The organism is Phenylobacterium haematophilum (genome assembly GCF_014196295.1).
GTDB lineage: Bacteria > Pseudomonadota > Alphaproteobacteria > Caulobacterales > Caulobacteraceae > Phenylobacterium > Phenylobacterium haematophilum.
The window spans coordinates 1-16,811 of sequence record NZ_JACIDK010000005.1; the positions used below are offsets into that span (position 1 = coordinate 1).

A 16,811-nucleotide genomic window follows, 5' to 3' on the forward strand; every position below is an offset into this window, starting at 1 on the left:
GAACCGTCCAGCGCCACCCGCTTGGCGGTGATCTGACCGGCGACGCCTTCCAGCTGCTTGGAAACCCCGGCGTCGAGGAAGAACACCTTCGCGCCCGAGTCATTGAGCATCATCACCAGGCTTTCCGGCGTCGAGGACGGCGCCAGCGGCGCCACGATCGCCCCGGCCCGCAGGATCCCGAAGAAGGTCGCGCCGTACTCGGCGCTGGTCGTCGCGCAAATCGCCGCCACGTCCGCCTTGCCCACCCCGTCGCGCTGCAGCGCCACGGCGATGCGGTCCATCAGCTCGTCCAGCTCGGCGTAGGAGATCGTCCGCTTCGCATCCACCAGCGCCGCCTTGCCGCCCAGCTCCGCCGCCTGCGCGCGGATCACGTCGGCCAGGGTCCCGAATTCCTGGGTGAGCAGTTCTTCCACGGACATGGGCGTCTCCCTCTCAAACACTTGTACGAACCCCTAAAGCCCGAAACGGCGACATCCGCAATCGGCGCTTGCGTCACAAGCCTTCCCCAAAGGAAACTGGGGGCGTCCGCCATCGCATTCCGGCGGCGCGCCATTCTTCGATCAAAGGGCCGTCAGAGCCCGATCCATTTCCAGGGGACGGAAACCAAAGCATGTCCGATGAGATGATTTCGCTCGGCGCCAAGCTGAAGCAGCTGGCGCAGCTCAAGCCGAACGCGCCCGCCGTCACCTGCGGCGATGTCACGCTGACCTACGAGCAATTCCACAAGCTCTCCAACCGCGTCGCCCGCGGCCTTGCCGCCAAGGGCGTCAAGTTCGGCGACCTCGTCACCCTGGGCCTGCCCAATTCCACCGACTTCGCCGTCGCCTGCTGGGCGATCTGGAAGCTGGGCGCGACGCCGCAGCCGATTTCCTTCCGCCTGCCGAAGGGCGAGCTCGAAGCGATCATGGAGCTGGCCAATACGCCCGTGGTCATCGCCCAGTTCGAGCACCAGATCGACCGGCCGCTGCTGTCGATCCCCGACCTGCTGGCGCTCAGCGACGACGACAGCGACCTGCCCGACCAGACCGCCCCGGTCTCCAAGGCCCCGACCAGCGGCGGCTCCACCGGCCGCCCGAAGCTGATCTTGTCGGGCCAGCCCGGCGTCACCGCCAAGGAAACGCCCGAGGTCGGCGGCTGGCGCCTAAAGCCCGGCTCCGTCGCCCTTCTGCCGGCCCCGCTCTATCACAACGCCGGCTTCGGCATGATGATGTCAGCCTTCAGCGTCGGCTGCCACATGGTGCTGATGCCGCGCTTCGAGGCCGAGGCCACCCTGGCCGAAATCCAGCGCAACAAGGCGACCTGGATCTACCTCGTCCCGACCATGATGAACCGCATCTGGCACCTGCCCGAGGAGGTCCGCGCCAAGTACGACCTCTCCTCGCTGGAAACCCTCTGGCATCTGGCCGCCCCCTGCCCGGCGTGGCTGAAGGAGGCCTTCATCCACTGGGTCGGGCCCGAGACGGTGATGGAGCTCTACGCAGGCACCGAGGCCCAGGCGGTCACCACCATCTCCGGGGCCGAGTGGCTGGAGCACCGCGGATCGGTCGGCAAGGTCACGGTCGGCGAGATGGTCGCGGTCGGCGAGGACGGGTCGTTCCTGCCCCCGCGCGAAGTCGGCGAGATCTACATGCGCCGGCCCGAGGGTGCGCCGCCGTCCTACAAGTACATCGGCGCCACGGCCAAGGTGCTGGAAGGCGGCTGGGAGAGCCTCGGCGACATCGGCTGGTTCGACGAGGACGGCTATCTCTACTTGGCCGACCGCCGCACCGACATGATCCTGGTCGGCGGCTCCAACGTCTATCCGGCCGAGATCGAGGCGGCGCTGGAAGAGCACCCCGAGGTGCAGTCCTGCGCGGTGATCGGTTTCCCGGACGACGACCTCGGCAACAAGATCCACGCCATCGTCCAGACCAAGGGCTCGCGCGACGAGGCCTCGCTGCGAGCCCACCTGGCGGCCAAGCTGGTCACCTACAAACAGCCGCGGACCTACGAGTTCGTCGACGAACCGCTGCGCGACGACGCCGGCAAGGTCCGCCGCACCGCCCTGCGCGACGAGCGCCTGGCGGCGATGAAGCAGCCGGCGTAGCGCCGAGACGCCTGGCGAGTGTCATCCCGGAAGCCGCGCAGCGGCTGTCCGGGACCCATGAACACCTGATTGCCCAAGCAGGAAGCGAGGCCGCGCCGCACCTGCACCACGGCGCGAATGGGTCCCGCTCTTGCTTCGCAAACCGGGATGACACCCTGGGCTTCCGCGGGTTGCCGTCCATGCTGCACCGCGATAAGCCAGCTTCCATTCTTCAAAGATAATTTCCGGGGAAACGCATGAGCATAAAAGGCAAGGCCTACATCATGGGGGCGTACGAGCATCCGCTCCGCGACGCGCCCGACAAGTCCACCCCGCAACTCCACGCCGAATGCGCCAAGGGCGCGCTGGAGGACGCGGGTCTCACCAAGGACGACATCGACGGCTACTTCTGCGCCGGCGACGCCCCCGGCTTCGGCGCCATGTCGATGGTCGACTACATGGGCCTGCGCAACGTCCGCCACATGGACTCCACCGAGACCGGCGGCTCGTCCTACCTGCTGCACGTCGGCCACGCGGCCCAGGCGATCGCCGAAGGCAAGTGCTCGGTCGCCCTGGTGACGCTCGCCGGCCGTCCGCGCCAGAACAAGTTCTTCGGCGGCGGCGCGGGCAAGCCCGGCCAGCTGACCGACGGCCCGCCCGAGGCCGGCTACGAGAACATCTACGGCGGCTCGACCCACAACACCTACGGCATGTGCGCCATGCGCCACATGTACGAGTACGGCACCACCTCCGAGCAGCTGGCCTGGATCAAGGTCGCGGCCAGCCATCACGCCCAGTACAACGAGCACGCCTTCCTGAAGGACGTGGTGACGGTCGAGCAGGTCGTGAACTCGCGGATGATCTCCGACCCGCTGCACCTGCTGGACTGCTGCGTCGTCACCGACGGCGGCGGCGCGCTGATCGTCACCAGCCCGGAAGTCGCCAAGAGCCTGAACCGTCCGAAGGTCAAGGTGATGGGCGCCGGCGAGGCCCCCAAAGGCCCGATGGGCGGCCGCGGTCTCGACCTGACCCACTCGGGCGCGGTCTGGTCCGGGCCGATCGCCTTCGGCGAGGCCGGCGTGAAGCCGTCCGACATCAAGTACGCCTCGATCTACGACAGCTTCACCATCACGGTGCTGATGCAGCTCGAGGACCTCGGCTTCTGCGAGAAGGGCCAGGGCGGCAAGTTCGTCGCCGACGGCAACCTGATCTCCGGCGTCGGCAAACTGCCGTTCAACACCGACGGCGGCGGGCTCTGCAACAACCACCCGACCAACCGCGGCGGCATCACCAAGGTCATCGAAGCGGTGCGTCAGCTCCGCGGCGAGGCCCACCCCAAGGTCCAGGTCCCCAACTGCGACATCGCCCTGGCCCACGGCACGGGCGGCTCGCTCGGCACGCGCCACGGCGCGGCGACCCTCATCATGGAACGGGAGGCCTAAATCATGACCGACGTCCAAGATCGCCCCGCGCTGATGACGCGCCAGATCCCGGCCCCGGCCGTGACCATCGAAAGCAAGCCCTTCTGGGATGCGGCCGCCGAGGGCAAGTTCCTCATCAAGCACTGCAACGCTTGCGGTGAGGATCACTGGTACCCGCGCGCGCTCTGCCCGTTCTGCTTCTCGGACCAGACCGAGTGGAAGGAGAGCCCGGGCGAAGGCGTGATCTACAGCTACAGCGTCATGCACCGCTCGCCGTCCGGCCCCTACGCCATCGGCTACGTGACCCTGAACGAAGGTCCCGCCGTGCTGACCAACTTCGTCGACGTGGCGCCCGACGGGCTCTCCATCGGCCAGAAGGTCAAGGTGAAGTTCCAGCCCACCGAGAACGGCCCGCCGGTCCCGGTGTTCTCGCCGGTCTAGAGCCGCAAACAGAGTGTCATCCCGGAAGCCGCGCATCGCGCAGACCGGGATGACACGCTAGGCCAGCCGCGCCGCCAGCCCCTCCGCCTCGCGCGGATGGCGCAGGCGATGCACCTTCAGGTGCGCAAAGCGCGGGTCCTCGACCCGCCCGCCGTACTCCGCCCGCCGCCGCGCCCAGGTGTCCCACGCCCAGCGGATCGGGTGCTCCTTGCTGAGCCACATCCGCCAGTCCTCGCGGTTGCCGGTGCCGGGCCACAGCTCGGTGCGGTCGATCGCCCGCAGCACCGAGCGCCTGATCACCCGCGGCATGATCACGCTGCGCTCGTAGTCGAGCCAGACCAGATGCGTTGCCCGGCTCCAGACCAGGTCCCGGACCTTGCCGTAGTTGCCGTCGCTGACCCAGGCGTCCTGGCCGACCGCCGCGTCGACCCGCCGGACGAATTCGTCCGGGTCGTGGCTGTTGAGGTCCTTCCAGCCGGCCTGCCAGTTGATCGCGTCGAGCTCGATATGCGGCAGCCCGAGCTCGACGGCGAGGCGCCGCGCCAAGGTCGACTTGCCGGACCCCGAACTGCCCACCACCGCAATACGCATCAGGCCTCCTGCGAGACCTCGGCCAGCACTTCTTCGGTGTGCTCCCCCAGACGCGGCGGGTGCCGGCGGATGTTCGACGGCGTGCCCGTAAACTTCACAGGCGGCTTCATCGCCACATAGGTCCCGGCCTGCGGGTGGTCGTACTTCTCGAAGAAGCCGACCGCCTTCAGGTGCGGATCCTCGGGCAGGTCGTCCAGCCGGTTGGTCCGGGTCACCGGGATCGACAGCGGCTTGAGCAGATCCAGCCACTCGTCCGTGGTCTTGGTCACCGTCACCGTCTCGACCAGGGCGTAGAGCTCGTGGATGTTCTTGCCGCGCTCCAGGCCCTGGAAGCGCGGGTCCTTGCCGAAGGTGTCGCCCCAGCCGGCGACGTCGAAGAAGATGTCCCACTGCTTGTCGGTATAGGGCAGCAAGCCGATGTAGCCGTCCTTGGTCGGGAACGGCTTGCGGTGCGGATTGACCACCCGCTGATAGCCCCACTGCCCGGTCGGGGGGTCGAAGGCGTGGTCGTAGAGGTGCTCGACCAGATTGAAGCTGGTCACGCACTCCAGCATCGGCACCTCGATGAACTGGCCCTGGCCGGTGCGCTCGCGGCTGAGTAGGCCGGCGGTGATCGCCTGACACATGAACAGGCCCGAGACCTTGTCGGCGATCAGGCTCGGCAGGATGCGCGGCGTCGGATTGCCGTCCGTGCGCGGCAGCACGTCGGCTAGGCCCGAGGCCGACTGGATCAGGTCGTCATACGCGGGCTCGCCAGCATAGGGGCCGTCCGAACCGTACCCGGCGGCGTGGACGTAGACCACGTCCGGGCGCAGCGCCTTCACCTCCTCGTACGACAGGCCCAGCCGCTTGAGGCCCTCGTAGCGGATCGAGGTCGCGAACACGTCGCAGCTCTTGATCAGCGCTTCCAGGCTGCGGCGCGACTTCGGGTCGGCGAGGTTGAACGAGACCGAGCGCTTGTTGCGGTTGATGGTCAGGAAGATCGGCCCCAGGTCGCGCGGCCAGTCCTTCGGCGTGTGTCCCGGCCAGCGCATGATGTCGCCGCCGTTCCCCCGGCCGGAGCCGGGATCTTCCAGCTTGATCACCTCGGCGCCCTGATCGCCCAGCATCTGGGTCGCATAGGCCCCGAACACGACGCTGGTCAGGTCGAGGATCCGGATCCCCTTCAGCGGCCCCGTGGCTTCGTTCGCCAGTTGCTTTACTTCCGCCACGTCAGGCCTCCCCTCTGCACACCGCCTCGTTATGATCGAGGCCGAACATCGCGCATTGACGCGGGGGAGGGCTAGTGGACTTCGCGCTTTCCGACGAACACAGGATGCTCAAGGAGCTGGTCGCCCGCTTCGTCCAGGACGAGCTGATGCCGCTGGAGGCCGGGGTGCTGGCCCGTGAGGCGGACGGCAAGGGCCTGGGCATCGGCGCGGCCGACAACGCTCGGCTCGACGAAGTCTCCAAGTCGCTCGGCCTCTGGGGCCTGGACGCGCCCGAGGATGTGGGCGGCGTCGACCTGCCGGCCGTCGCCATGGTCGGTGTCAACGAGGAGCTGGGCAAGACCATCACGCCCTACACCCTGCCGCCCGACAGCCCGAACCTGCGGATGCTCGCGGCGACCGTGAACGAACGCCAGCGCGAGGCCTATCTGGCCCCCTATGTGCGCGGCGAAACCATCAGCGCCATCGGCATCTCCGAGCCCGGCGCCGGGGCCGACCCGGCCGGCATGCTGACCCGCGCCGACCGCGACGGCGACGACTGGGTGATCAACGGCCGAAAAATTTGGATCACCCGCGCCGAGGAAGCCGACTTCACCATCCTGATGGCGGTGACGAACAAGGAGAAGGGCGCGCGCGGCGGCATGTCGGCCTTCCTGGTCGACAAGGGGACGCCCGGCTTCAACGTGCTGCGCAAGATTCCGATGATCGGCGGCCAGGCGACCTACGAGGTGGCGCTGGAGGATTGCCGGGTCGAGGGCTGGAAGCTGCTCGGCGAAGAGGGGAACGGCTTCGCCCCCATGCAGCTGCGGCTGGGCACCCGGCGCATCGAGATGGCCTCGTGGTCGATCGGCATGGCGCAGCGGGCGCTGGACATGATCTGCGAGTACGCCCCGCAGCGGAAGACGTTCGGCTTGCCGCTCAGCGAACGCCAGGCGATCCAGTGGTGGGTGGCCGACGCCGCCACCCGCATCCACGCCGCCCGCCTGATGACCTACGACTGCGCCTGGAAGCTGGACCAGGGCCGCGACGTGCGGGTGGAAATCTCGATGATCAAGGGCTACGCGACCGAGATGGCCTGGGAGGTCGTCGACCGCGCGATGCAGACCTTCGGCGCCATGGGCATGACCAAGGAGCTGCCGCTGCAGTTGATGGCCAACCGCCTGCGCACCATGCGAATCTACGACGGCCCCACCGAAGTGCACAAATGGGTGGTGGCCCGCAACCTGATGGGATCGAGACGATGAAGACCGCCTACGGCGACCACCTGACCCTGACCACCGACGGCCATGTGGCGACCATCGTCATCGACCGGCCGGAGAACAACCACGTCTCGGTCGAGCTCATGCGCGACCTCGCCGACGCGCTCGAGGCGATGGACCGCGACAACAACATCCGCGCCGTGGTGCTGGCCGCCGCCGGCCGCGCGTTCTGCGCCGGCGCCGACCTGGTCTCGCCGACCGGCATCGGCGGAACCGGCATGAGCGGCATCGACAGCCTCTACGAGCAGGCCGTGCGGCTGTTCGCGGTCGAGACCCCGATCATCGCCGCCGTCCAGGGCGCGGCCGTCGGGGCGGGCCTCGGCCTGGCGCTGGTCGCCGACTTCCGGGTGGTCGCGCCCGAGGCGCGGTTCTCGGCCAACTTCGTGAAGCTCGGCTTCCACCCGGGCTTTGGCCTGACCCACACCCTGCCACGCCTGATCGGCGTGCAGCGCGCCAACCTGATGTTCCTGACCGGCCGCCGCATCAAGGGCGAGGAAGCCGTGGCCTGGGGTCTGGCCGACGAAATCGTCCCCCTGCACGAGCTGCTGCCGGCCGCCCAGGCCCTGGCCGCCGAGATCGCCGAGAACGCGCCGCTGGCGGTGATCGCCACTCGCAAGACCCTGCGCGGCGACCTCGCCGCCGTCGTCCGCGCCCAGACCGCCCACGAGCACGCCGAGCAGACCATCCTGCGCGCCACCGAGGACTTCGCCGAGGGCGTCCGCGCGGTGCAGGAGCGCCGCCCGGGCGTGTTCAAGGGACGGTAGGCCCGCCAACCGCGTATCATCCCGGCTTCGGCTCAGTCGAAGACCGGGACCTATTCGCGCCGCGCCGGGGGCCGGCGCTGGGGAGCAGCGCCTACCTCTTTCCCAGCGTCGACGCCGCGCGGGCCAGCTCGGTGATCCTGCCCCAGTCGCCGGCGCGGACCGCGTCGGCCGGCGCCACCCAGCTGCCGCCGACGCAGATCACGTTGGGCAAGGCCAGATAGTCGGCCGCGTTCTTGGCGTCGATCCCGCCGGTCGGGCAGAAGATCGCCTGCGGGAACGGGCTGGCGAACGCCTTCAGCGCGCTCACGCCGCCGACCACATTGGCTGGGAACAGTTTGAAGTGCGTGAAGCCGGCGCGCATGCCGCGCATCAACTCGCTGGCGGTGGCGATCCCGGGAAGCAACGGCAACGCCCCGTCGACACCCTCGCCGTCGATCAGGCCCGGGCTGACCCCGAACTTCGCGCCGGCGTCGGCCGCCGACTGCCGCGCCTGGGCGGTGGTGATGGTCCCCGCGCCGACCACCGCGCCCTCGACCTCGCCGGCGATGCGGCGGATGCATTCGAGCGCCGCCGGCGTGCGCAGGGTCACTTCCAGCGCATAGAGCCCGCCCGCTGTCAGCGCCTTGGCCAGCGGCACGGCCTGGGCGGCGTCCTCGATGATCAGGACCGGCACCACCGGCGCCAGCTTGAGGGTCTCGGCGAGGGTCAAAGCGGGCTTCCTTCCAGTTGCTCGAGCACGCGCGCGGCGCCGACCAGCGCCGCATAGGGGTGGACGATCAGATAGGTCGGGATGTCTCGGGTGTAGTCCGACAGCCGGCCCTTGTCCTCGAACCGGCGGCGGAAGCCGCCTGACGACAGCCGGTCGGCCAGCCGCGGGGCGATGCCGCCCGAGACATAGACCCCCCCGCGGGCGCCGCAGGTCAGGGCGATGTCGCCTGCGGTCGAGCCGAGGATCTCGCAGAATCGGTCGAGGGTCTCCTCCGCCAGCAGGTCGCCGCCCTTCTGGCCGGCCGCCAGCACTTCCTTCTCGTCCTTCAGCTCGGCAGGCACGCCGCGGACGTCGGCCAGGCCGCGGTAGAGCGCGTAGAGGCCCGGACCGGACAGGATCCGCTCGATCGAGACCCGCCCGTAGGTGCGGCGCAGCGAGGCCCAGATCGCCGCCTCGACCCCGTCATAGGGCGCAAAGCCGGCGTGGCCGCCCTCGCAGGGCACGGCGATGTCGCCGCGGTCGGTGCGCACCACCATGGAGACGCCGAAGCCGGTGCCGGCCCCCAGCACCAGGATCGGCGCGCCTTCGGCCCCGCGCATCGCCGGGCCGATGATCTTCAGATCGTCCGGATCGAGCACCGGCGCGGCCAGCGCTTGCGCAGCGAAGTCGTTGATCAGCTTGGCTGAGTGGAACTCGAAGGTGCCTATCAGCTCGCCTTCCGAGATCCGCCAGTCGAGATTGGTGAATTCGATCTCGCCGTCGACCACCGGGCCGGCCACGGCGATCGCCGCGGTGTGCACCTTCTGGCGACCGACCGTGGTCTCGAGGTACTCGCCGATCACCTCGGTCAGCGATCCGTACTCCGCGGCCGGATAGGTCTTGGGATTGCGGATCCGCCCCGTGGAATCGACCACGGCCAGCCGCGCATTGGTGCCGCCGATGTCACCGACCAGGCCGGTATAGATGGTCTTCACGCAACATCTCCGAATAGCGCGCCGCCGCCCTGCTCGGCCGGCGCGGCCGCCCGGCGCATCCAGCCGAACAGCTCACGGCCATAGCCGAATCCGGGCTGGGCGACGCTCAACTTCTCCCGCGCCGCGAACTGCGCAGGGTCAAGCTTGATCTCCAACGTCCCGGCGTGGGCGTCCAGCCGGATCACATCTCCCTCGCGCACTTGCGACAAGGGGCCGCCCTGGGCCGCCTCGGGGCTGACGTGGATCGCCGCCGGCACCTTGCCCGACGCGCCGCTCATCCGCCCGTCTGTGACGAGCGCCACCTTGAAGCCCTTGTCCTGCAGGACCCCCAGCACCGGCGTCAGGCTGTGCAGCTCTGGCATGCCGTTGGCGCTCGGCCCCTGGAAGCGGACCACCGCGATGAAGTCGCGGTTCAGCTCGCCGCGCTTGTGCGCCTCCAGCAACTCCTCCTGGTCCTCGAAGACGATGGCCGGGGCCTCGACCACTAGGTTCTCATCCTTGACCGCCGAGGTCTTGATCACCGCCCGGCCGAGCGGCCCGGTCAGCAGCCGCATGCCGCCTTCGGGCTGGAAGGGGTCGGAGGCCGGGCGCAGGATGTCGCGGTTCAGGCTCTCCCTCGCGCCTTCGCGCCAGACCAGCTTGCCGTCCTCCAGGAACGGCTCGTTCTGATAGCGGCGCAGGCCCTGGCCGGCGACCGTGACCACGTCCTCGTGCGCCAGGCCGGCGTCCAGCAGCTCGCGCACCACGAAGGCCATGCCGCCGGCGGCGTGGAACGCGTTCACGTCCTCGCTGCCGTTGGGATAGACGCGCGCCAGCAGCGGCGTGATCTTGGAAAGTTCATCGAAGTCCGACCAGTCGATGATGATGCCCGCCGCCCGCGCCATGGCGACGATGTGCAGGGTGTGGTTGGTCGAGCCGCCGGTGGCCAGCAGACCGGCGACGGCGTTGACGATCGCCTTCTCGTCCACGACCCGGGCCATCGGCGTATAGGCGTTGGTCCCGTGGCCTATCTCGATGGCCCGCTTGGGCGCGGCGGCGACCAGGGCGTCGCGCAGGGGCGTGTTCGGATGGATGAAGGCCGACCCCGGCAGGTGCAGGCCCATCATCTCCATCATCATCTGATTGGAGTTGGCCGTGCCGTAGAACGTGCAGGTCCCCGGTCCGTGATAGGACTTCATCTCGCTGTCGAGAAGCTCGTCGCGGGTCGCCTTGCCCTCGGCGAACAGGCCGCGCACCCGCGCCTTCTCGGCGTTCGACAGGCCCGAGGTCATCGGCCCGGCGGGCACGAAGATCGTCGGCAGGTGGCCGAAGGCCAGCGCCCCGATCACCAGACCCGGAACGATCTTGTCGCAGACCCCCAGCATCAGCGCGCCGTCGAAGGCGTCGTGGGTCAGCGCCACCCCCGTCGCCATCGCGATGACGTCGCGCGAGAACAGCGACAGCTCCATGCCCGGACGGCCCTGGGTGACGCCGTCGCACATGGCCGGCACGCCGCCGGCGTATTGGGCGGTGCCGCCGACCTCTTCCGCCGCCGCCTTGATAATCTCCGGAAAGCGCTCTAGCGGCTGGTGGGCGCTCAGCATGTCGTTATAGGCCGACACGATGGCGATGTTCGGCGCGGTCGGGTTGCGCATCCGCTGCTTCACGCCGTCCGGCTCGGCGGCGAAGGCGTGGGCCCAGTTGGCGCATGACAACTTGGCCCGGCCCGGGCCGTCATGCTGCGCCGCCTGCATCCGTTTCAGATAGTCCGCCCGGGATTGTCGGCTCCGCTCGACGATGCGGGCGGTGACGGCGGCGGTGACGGGGTGCAACGCGACAGGCATGACTGGCTCCGACTTGTCTCAAGGGTTCCAGAGAACGCGCACGGGCGCTTGAGCTTGCCTGAGCAGCGCGTGCACGGGCAGACCGTTCCCCTTCTCCACGATGTCACGCTTCTTGGCCCCGGAGATGAGCACCAGAATCAGCCGAGCTTGTAGGAGAGCCGGCATGGTCATGGTCACCCGCGCGACCGGCGGCGAGCCGACCCCGGCGGGTATTCCCAGGCAGAAGCGCGTTCCGTGCGGATCCATGCCCAGATCCAGCACAGGCGATCCGGGTATGAGCGACGCGACGTGCCCGTCCTCTCCCATGCCCAGCAGCATGACGTCATAGGGCGCCATGGCGCGCACGTCAGCCTCCACCTTTTCGGCGGCGGCCTCGACGCTGTCGGCGGCCGTGCTGATCGGCACGAAACGCGCCGCGGCGGCCGGCCCCGTCAGCAGCCGCTCGCGCAGCAGCCGCTCGTTGGAATCGGGCGAATCCACCGGCACGAAGCGGTCGTCCGACAGCGTGACGGCGATGCGGCGCCAATCCAGCTTCGCCTGCGCCAGCAGGTCGTAGACCGGCGCCGGCGAGCGCCCGCCGGTGCCCACTAGGCTGGCGGCGCCGCGCTCGTCCAGGGCCGCCTCCAGCGCCCCGGTCGCGGCGGCGGCGGCGGCGGCGGCCAGCTCGGCCGAGGTTGCGTAGGTCTCGATCATATCCCGCCCATAACGCAGCACCACGACGAACGCGCCACCGATTCACGTCGGCAAGGCGGAAAAGCGCCGGCTGATTCGGAACCAGACCGGGCGGTCGCGAACTTCCTCTGCGGCTCTACGGCGCGTCCAGACGCTTGCGGCCCACCCACAACAAGGAGCTCACGTGATGAGGATCGCTCAAGTTCCACCGCTTTATGAGGCCGTGCCGCCCCGTTTCTATGGTGGAACCGAGCGCGTCGTCGCCCACCTCACCGACGCCCTGGTTGATCTCGGACACCAAGTCACCCTGTTCGCCAGCGCGGAGGCCCAGACCAAGGCCGAACTGGTCAAGGTCCGCGACCAGGCGATCCGGCTCGATCCCGTGCAGCTGAAATCGGACCTCGCCGCCCACATGTCGATGCTCTGGGACGTTCGCCGCCGGGCGCACGAGTTCGACCTGATCCACTTCCACACCGACATGATCCACTTCCCGTTTTTCGAGGACGTGGCCCACAAGACCCTGACCACCCTACACGGGCGGCTCGACCTGAAGGACCTGCCCGGCGTCTACTGGCGCTGGCAGCAGTTCCCCCTGGTCTCGATCTCCGACTCCCAGCGCAAGCCGATCGCCTTCGCCAACTGGGCCGGGACCGTGCACCACGGCATGCAGGCCGACCTCTACCGGCCGAACTACGGCCCCGGCGAGTACTTGGCCTTCCTCGGCCGGATTTCGCCGGAAAAGCGCCCAGACCGCGCGATCGCCCTGGCCAAGCGGGCAGGTCTGCCGCTGAAGATCGCCGCGAAGGTCGACGACGCCGACCTGCGCTACTTCCAGGACAAGATCGAACCGCTGCTCATCGGCCAGAAGCTGGTCGAGTTCGTGGGCGAAATCGGCGACGACGAGAAGTCGGCCTTCCTGGGCGGCGCCAAGGCGCTGCTGTTCCCGATCGACTGGCCCGAACCCTTCGGCCTGGTGATGATCGAGGCCATGGCCTGCGGCACGCCGGTCATCGCCTATGGCTGCGGATCGGTGCCAGAGGTGATCGACGACGGCCAGACCGGCTTCATCGTCTCCAGCGACGACGAAGCGCTCGCCGCCATCAGCAGGATCCCGAGCTTGAATCGCCGCGAGGTGCGGCGCAGATTCGACGAGCGTTTCTCTAGCGTGGCCATGGCCCAGCGCTATCTCGACCTCTACGCCCGCCTGGCCGGCGCTCGCCCCGAACTCGGCGTCGCACTCGCGGCGAACGCCTAAGGTAGCGCTCATGGACGATCTCGCGCCGGCCCCCGATGCGCCGGTCGAAACCGGTGAGACGGGCGAACCGCGGGTCCCGCACCGGCTCTTCGCCCTCAAGGACAAGGACACCTTCGTGGTGGCCGACGCCTTTGGGGACATCGTCGGCGCGGGCGACGGCCTGTTCCACAACGACACCCGGATTCTGTCTCACTTCCGGCTGCTGCTGGGCGGGCGGCCGCCCTCGCTGCTGTCGGCCGCCATCGCTCAGGACAATGTGTTCTTCACGTCGCACGGCGCCAACCAGGCCCTGCCCTACCCCGGCGGGCCCGTGGGGCCGCCCGGCGTGCTGCACGTCGAGCGCAAGCGTTTCCTGTGGGAGGAACGGCTCTACGAGCGGATTTGCTGCGTCAACTATAGCCGCGACGTGGTGCTGATCCCCCTATCCGTCGAGTTCGGCGCCGACTTCCGCGACATGTTCGAGGTCCGCGGCCTGCACCGCGAGCGCCGCGGGCGGCTGCATCCGCCCACCGTCGACGGCCGCAGCGTGCGTTTCCGCTACGACGGCCTGGACGGGGTCGAGCGCACCAGCCTCGTCTCGTTCTCCGACCCGCCGGCGCGGATCAGCGCGACCCGCGCCGACTACATGTATTCGCTGCAGCCGGAGGGGCGGCTGGAGCTCTATCTGGAGATCGGGGCCAGCAGCGCCCCGCCCCCAGGCCGCGAACGTTTTCGGTACGCGGCCGCCCGCGCCCGCTGGGACATGCGCGCGCGCCGTCGCCACGGCGCGAGGATCAAGAGTTCGGGCCGACTGTTCAACGAATGGCTGGTCAAGTCGCGCGCCGACCTCGCCCTGCTCACCACCCGTATGGAGACCGGCCCCTACCCCTATGCCGGCATCCCGTGGTTTTCGACCGCCTTCGGGCGAGACGCGGTGATCACGGCCTGGCAAATCCTGTGGTTCGAGCCGTCGCTGGCGCGCGGCGTGCTGACCTATCTCGCCGCCCATCAGGCCGAGGAGGTCTCAGCCTTCCGCGACTCGGCCCCCGGCAAGATCATGCACGAGACCCGCAAGGGCGAGATGCCGGCCATGGGCGAGGTGCCGTTCGCCCGCTACTACGGCGGGGTCGACACTACGCCGCTGTTCGTCGCCCTGGCTGGCGCCTACGCTGAGCGCACGCGCGACTTGACGCTGATCGACGACCTCTGGCCGGCCCTGACCGCGGCGATCCGCTGGATCGAGCAGTTCGGCGATTCCGACGGCGACGGTCTGATAGACTACAAGCGCGGCAAGGAATCCGGCCTCGCCAACCAGGGTTGGAAGGATTCGGAGGACAGCGTCTTCCACGCCGACGGCCGCTTCCCCAACGGACCGATCGCCTTGGTCGAGGTGCAGGGCTACGCGTTCGCCGCCTATCGCGCCATGGCCCGGCTGGCCCACCACCGAGGCGACCAGGACAACGCCGCCCGCTGGGCCGCGCGCGCCGAACAGATCCGCGAGTCAGTCGAGCGCCGCTTCTGGATGGAGGAGCATCAGTTCTATGGCATCGCCATCGACGGCAAGGGCGAGTTGTGCCGCGTGCTGAGCAGCAACCCTGGCCACCTGCTCTTCGCCGGGCTGCCCGGTCCCGCGCGAGGACGCAAGGTGGTCGAGCGCCTGATGTCGGCCGACTTCGACAGCGGCTGGGGGATCCGCACCCTGGCCACCGGCCAGCCCCGCTACAATCCGATGAGCTATCACAACGGTTCGGTCTGGCCGCATGACACTGCGGTGTGCGCCATGGGGCTGGCCAACTACGGCGAACGCGAAGGCGTCGCCACCCTGACAGCCGGCCTGTTCGAGACGGCGATCAACTTTGAAATGCGGCTGCCGGAGCTGTTCTGCGGCTTCCCGCGCATGGCCGGCGAGCCGCCGGTCGCCTATCCGGTCGCCTGCCTGCCCCAGGCCTGGGCCGCCGGCTCGGTGTTCATGATGCTGCAGGCGGTGCTCGGGGTTTCGATCGACGGCTGGAACCGCGAGATCCGGGTCACCGATCCGCGGCTGCCGATCGGTATAGACCGCCTGGAGATCGACGGCCTGCGGGTCGGCGACGAGAAGGTCGACCTCCTGTTCGAACGCACCGGCCGGCGCGTCGACGTCCAAGGCCGCAGCCACACCGGCTTCCCGGTGCGGGTGCGCTAGCGTCGCGGCGCGTGGGCGATACGGAGGATGTTGGCCGCGCCGGGCGACCCCATCGGCAGGCCGGCGAGGATGATCACCCGCTGATTGGGCCGGGCCAGTTCGGCGGCCAGCGCCTGATCGACGGCCAGCTTGGCCAGTTCCTCGGCGTCGCCGACCTGCGGCACCACGCGAGCTTCCACCCCCCAGACCAGGGCCAGCATGCGCGCGGCATGCAGGTTGGGGGTGAGCGCCAGGGTCGGCTGCAACGGGCGCTCGCGGGCCAGCCGCATGGCCGTGCGGCCGGTGGTGGTGAAGGCGGCGATGCAGGCGGTCGACGCGGTTTCCGCCGCGCGGCTGGCGGCGGCGACCAGGGCGTCGGCGTCGGCGTCCTCGATCGGGTACTCCGCGCGCATCAGCTCGGGCCAGCGCGGGTCCTGCTCCACTCGGGTCAGGATGCGATTCATGATCGTCACCGCCTCGAGCGGATACTCGCCCGCCGCGGTCTCGGCCGACAGCATCACCGCGTCGGCGCCCTCGTAGACCGCCCCGGCGACGTCGGAGGCCTCGGCCCGGGTCGGGCTCGGGGCATGGATCATCGACTCGAGCATCTGGGTGGCGATGATCACCGGGATGCCCCGGGTGCGCGCGGCGCGGACCAGCGACTTCTGCACCACCGGCACGTCTTCGGGGTTCAGCTCCACTCCCAGGTCGCCGCGGGCCACCATCACGCCGTCGCAGAGGTCGAGGATCTCGTCGAGCGCCTCGATCGCCGCCGGCTTCTCGATCTTGGCCAGCACCGCCGCGCGGCCCTGCACGATCTGACGCAGCTCAGCCATGTCCGAGGCGCGCTGCACGAAGCTGAGCGCCACCCAATCGACATTCTGGTGCAGGGCGAAAGCCAGGTCTTCGCGGTCCTTGGCGGTCAGGGCCGGCACCGGGATGGCGTGGCCGGGCAGGTTCAGGCCCTTGTGGTTCGACAGGGTCTCGCCCGACAGCACCTCGGTCTCGGCGAAGCCCGGGCCGTTGCGGCGCACCCGCAGCCGCACCTTCCCGTCGTCGAGCAGGATGTCCGAGCCCGGCCGCAGCACGCTGAACACCTCGGCCAGCGGTACGCCGACGCGGCTGGCGTCGCCTGGCTCATCGGAGACGTCGAGCCGGAAGTCCTGCCCGACCTTCAGCCGCACGCTCCGGTCGGCGAATTCGCCCAGCCGGATCTTCGGGCCCTGCAGGTCCGCCAGCACCGCCAGCGGACGGCCGACCGCGGCCTCGGCGGCCCGGACATTGGCGATGGTCCTGGCGTGGGCCTCGTGCGTGCCGTGACTGAAGTTCACGCGGAACACGTCGGCCCCGGCCAGCGCCAGTTGCACGACCTTGCCGGCCTCGCGGCTGGCCGGGCCGAGCGTCGCGACGATTCGGGCGCGTCGGTCGCGGATCATCTGGCCTCCATCGGCGAAATCGGGTCGGGCCGCACTATGGCCCAACCGGCAGG

General features: G+C 69.3%; 15 protein-coding genes. 7 read left to right on the plus strand and 8 right to left on the minus strand.

Annotated elements, in window-relative coordinates:
- Positions 1–419, minus strand: a 419-nt coding sequence (locus tag GGQ61_RS15940; RefSeq protein WP_183774934.1) for an AMP-binding protein, incomplete at its 3' end; no start/stop codon positions are given.
- Positions 420–610: 191 nt separating this feature from the next.
- Between GGQ61_RS15940 and GGQ61_RS15945 the strand changes: the two genes are divergently transcribed.
- From GGQ61_RS15945 to GGQ61_RS15955, 3 genes are all read left to right on the plus strand, one after another.
- Positions 611–2,086 carry an AMP-binding protein gene (locus GGQ61_RS15945; protein WP_183774937.1) on the plus strand — a complete coding sequence of 492 codons (1,476 nt, stop codon included), beginning with the start codon at positions 611–613 and terminating at the stop codon, positions 2,084–2,086.
- Between the two features lie 236 nt (positions 2,087–2,322).
- Complete coding sequence (locus tag GGQ61_RS15950) at positions 2,323–3,507, plus strand: thiolase domain-containing protein (protein WP_183774940.1); 1,185 nt, start codon at positions 2,323–2,325, stop codon at positions 3,505–3,507.
- Between the two features lie 3 nt (positions 3,508–3,510).
- On the plus strand, positions 3,511–3,927 hold the full coding sequence (locus GGQ61_RS15955) for a Zn-ribbon domain-containing OB-fold protein (protein WP_221221080.1): 417 nt from the start codon (positions 3,511–3,513) through the stop codon (positions 3,925–3,927).
- Between the two features lie 57 nt (positions 3,928–3,984).
- Here the strand turns inward: GGQ61_RS15955 and GGQ61_RS15960 are convergent, their stop codons facing one another.
- The gene (locus GGQ61_RS15960; protein ID WP_183774943.1) at positions 3,985–4,518 is read right to left on the minus strand and encodes a P-loop NTPase family protein; all 534 of its coding nucleotides are present in this window, start codon (positions 4,516–4,518) and stop codon (positions 3,985–3,987) included.
- Positions 4,518–5,729 carry a CoA transferase gene (locus GGQ61_RS15965; protein WP_183774946.1) on the minus strand — a complete coding sequence of 404 codons (1,212 nt, stop codon included), beginning with the start codon at positions 5,727–5,729 and terminating at the stop codon, positions 4,518–4,520. Before GGQ61_RS15965 ends, GGQ61_RS15960 begins: the two co-directional genes overlap by 1 nt.
- Positions 5,730–5,803: 74 nt before the next feature.
- Here GGQ61_RS15965 and GGQ61_RS22645 point away from each other — a divergent pair, with 74 nt between their 5' ends.
- Entirely contained in the window at positions 5,804–6,970 is a 1,167-nt protein-coding gene (locus tag GGQ61_RS22645) for an acyl-CoA dehydrogenase family protein (RefSeq protein ID WP_183774950.1), read from the plus strand.
- Positions 6,967–7,749 carry an enoyl-CoA hydratase/isomerase family protein gene (locus GGQ61_RS15975; RefSeq protein WP_183774953.1) on the plus strand — a complete coding sequence of 261 codons (783 nt, stop codon included), beginning with the start codon at positions 6,967–6,969 and terminating at the stop codon, positions 7,747–7,749. Before GGQ61_RS22645 ends, GGQ61_RS15975 begins: the two co-directional genes overlap by 4 nt.
- A 91-nt stretch (positions 7,750–7,840) precedes the next feature.
- Here GGQ61_RS15975 and eda read toward each other — a convergent pair whose 3' ends face one another.
- The 4 genes from eda to pgl are packed head-to-tail and all read right to left on the minus strand — an operon-like array spanning position 7,841 to position 11,948.
- Complete coding sequence (gene eda / locus GGQ61_RS15980) at positions 7,841–8,458, minus strand: bifunctional 4-hydroxy-2-oxoglutarate aldolase/2-dehydro-3-deoxy-phosphogluconate aldolase (protein WP_183774957.1); 618 nt, start codon at positions 8,456–8,458, stop codon at positions 7,841–7,843.
- Positions 8,455–9,432 carry a glucokinase gene (gene glk / locus GGQ61_RS15985; RefSeq protein WP_183774960.1) on the minus strand — a complete coding sequence of 326 codons (978 nt, stop codon included), beginning with the start codon at positions 9,430–9,432 and terminating at the stop codon, positions 8,455–8,457. Before glk ends, eda begins: the two co-directional genes overlap by 4 nt.
- Entirely contained in the window at positions 9,429–11,255 is a 1,827-nt protein-coding gene (edd, locus tag GGQ61_RS15990; protein ID WP_183774963.1) for a phosphogluconate dehydratase, read from the minus strand. Before edd ends, glk begins: the two co-directional genes overlap by 4 nt.
- An 18-nt stretch (positions 11,256–11,273) precedes the next feature.
- Positions 11,274–11,948 carry a 6-phosphogluconolactonase gene (pgl, locus tag GGQ61_RS15995; RefSeq protein WP_183774966.1) on the minus strand — a complete coding sequence of 225 codons (675 nt, stop codon included), beginning with the start codon at positions 11,946–11,948 and terminating at the stop codon, positions 11,274–11,276.
- A 166-nt stretch (positions 11,949–12,114) separates the two neighbouring features.
- Here pgl and GGQ61_RS16000 point away from each other — a divergent pair, with 166 nt between their 5' ends.
- Positions 12,115–13,182: a glycosyltransferase family 4 protein gene (locus tag GGQ61_RS16000; protein ID WP_183774969.1), complete on the plus strand. Its 1,068-nt coding sequence runs from the start codon at positions 12,115–12,117 to the stop codon at positions 13,180–13,182.
- A gap of 10 nt (positions 13,183–13,192) precedes the next feature.
- Positions 13,193–15,343: an amylo-alpha-1,6-glucosidase gene (locus tag GGQ61_RS16005; protein WP_183774972.1), complete on the plus strand. Its 2,151-nt coding sequence runs from the start codon at positions 13,193–13,195 to the stop codon at positions 15,341–15,343.
- On the opposite strand, the gene pyk is transcribed toward GGQ61_RS16005, so the two are convergent.
- A complete protein-coding gene (gene pyk / locus GGQ61_RS16010; RefSeq protein ID WP_183774975.1) occupies positions 15,340–16,758 on the minus strand; it encodes a pyruvate kinase in 1,419 nt (472 codons plus the stop codon). The two genes, GGQ61_RS16005 and pyk, sit on opposite strands and share 4 nt — an antisense overlap.
- Positions 16,759–16,811 lie beyond the last annotated feature (53 nt).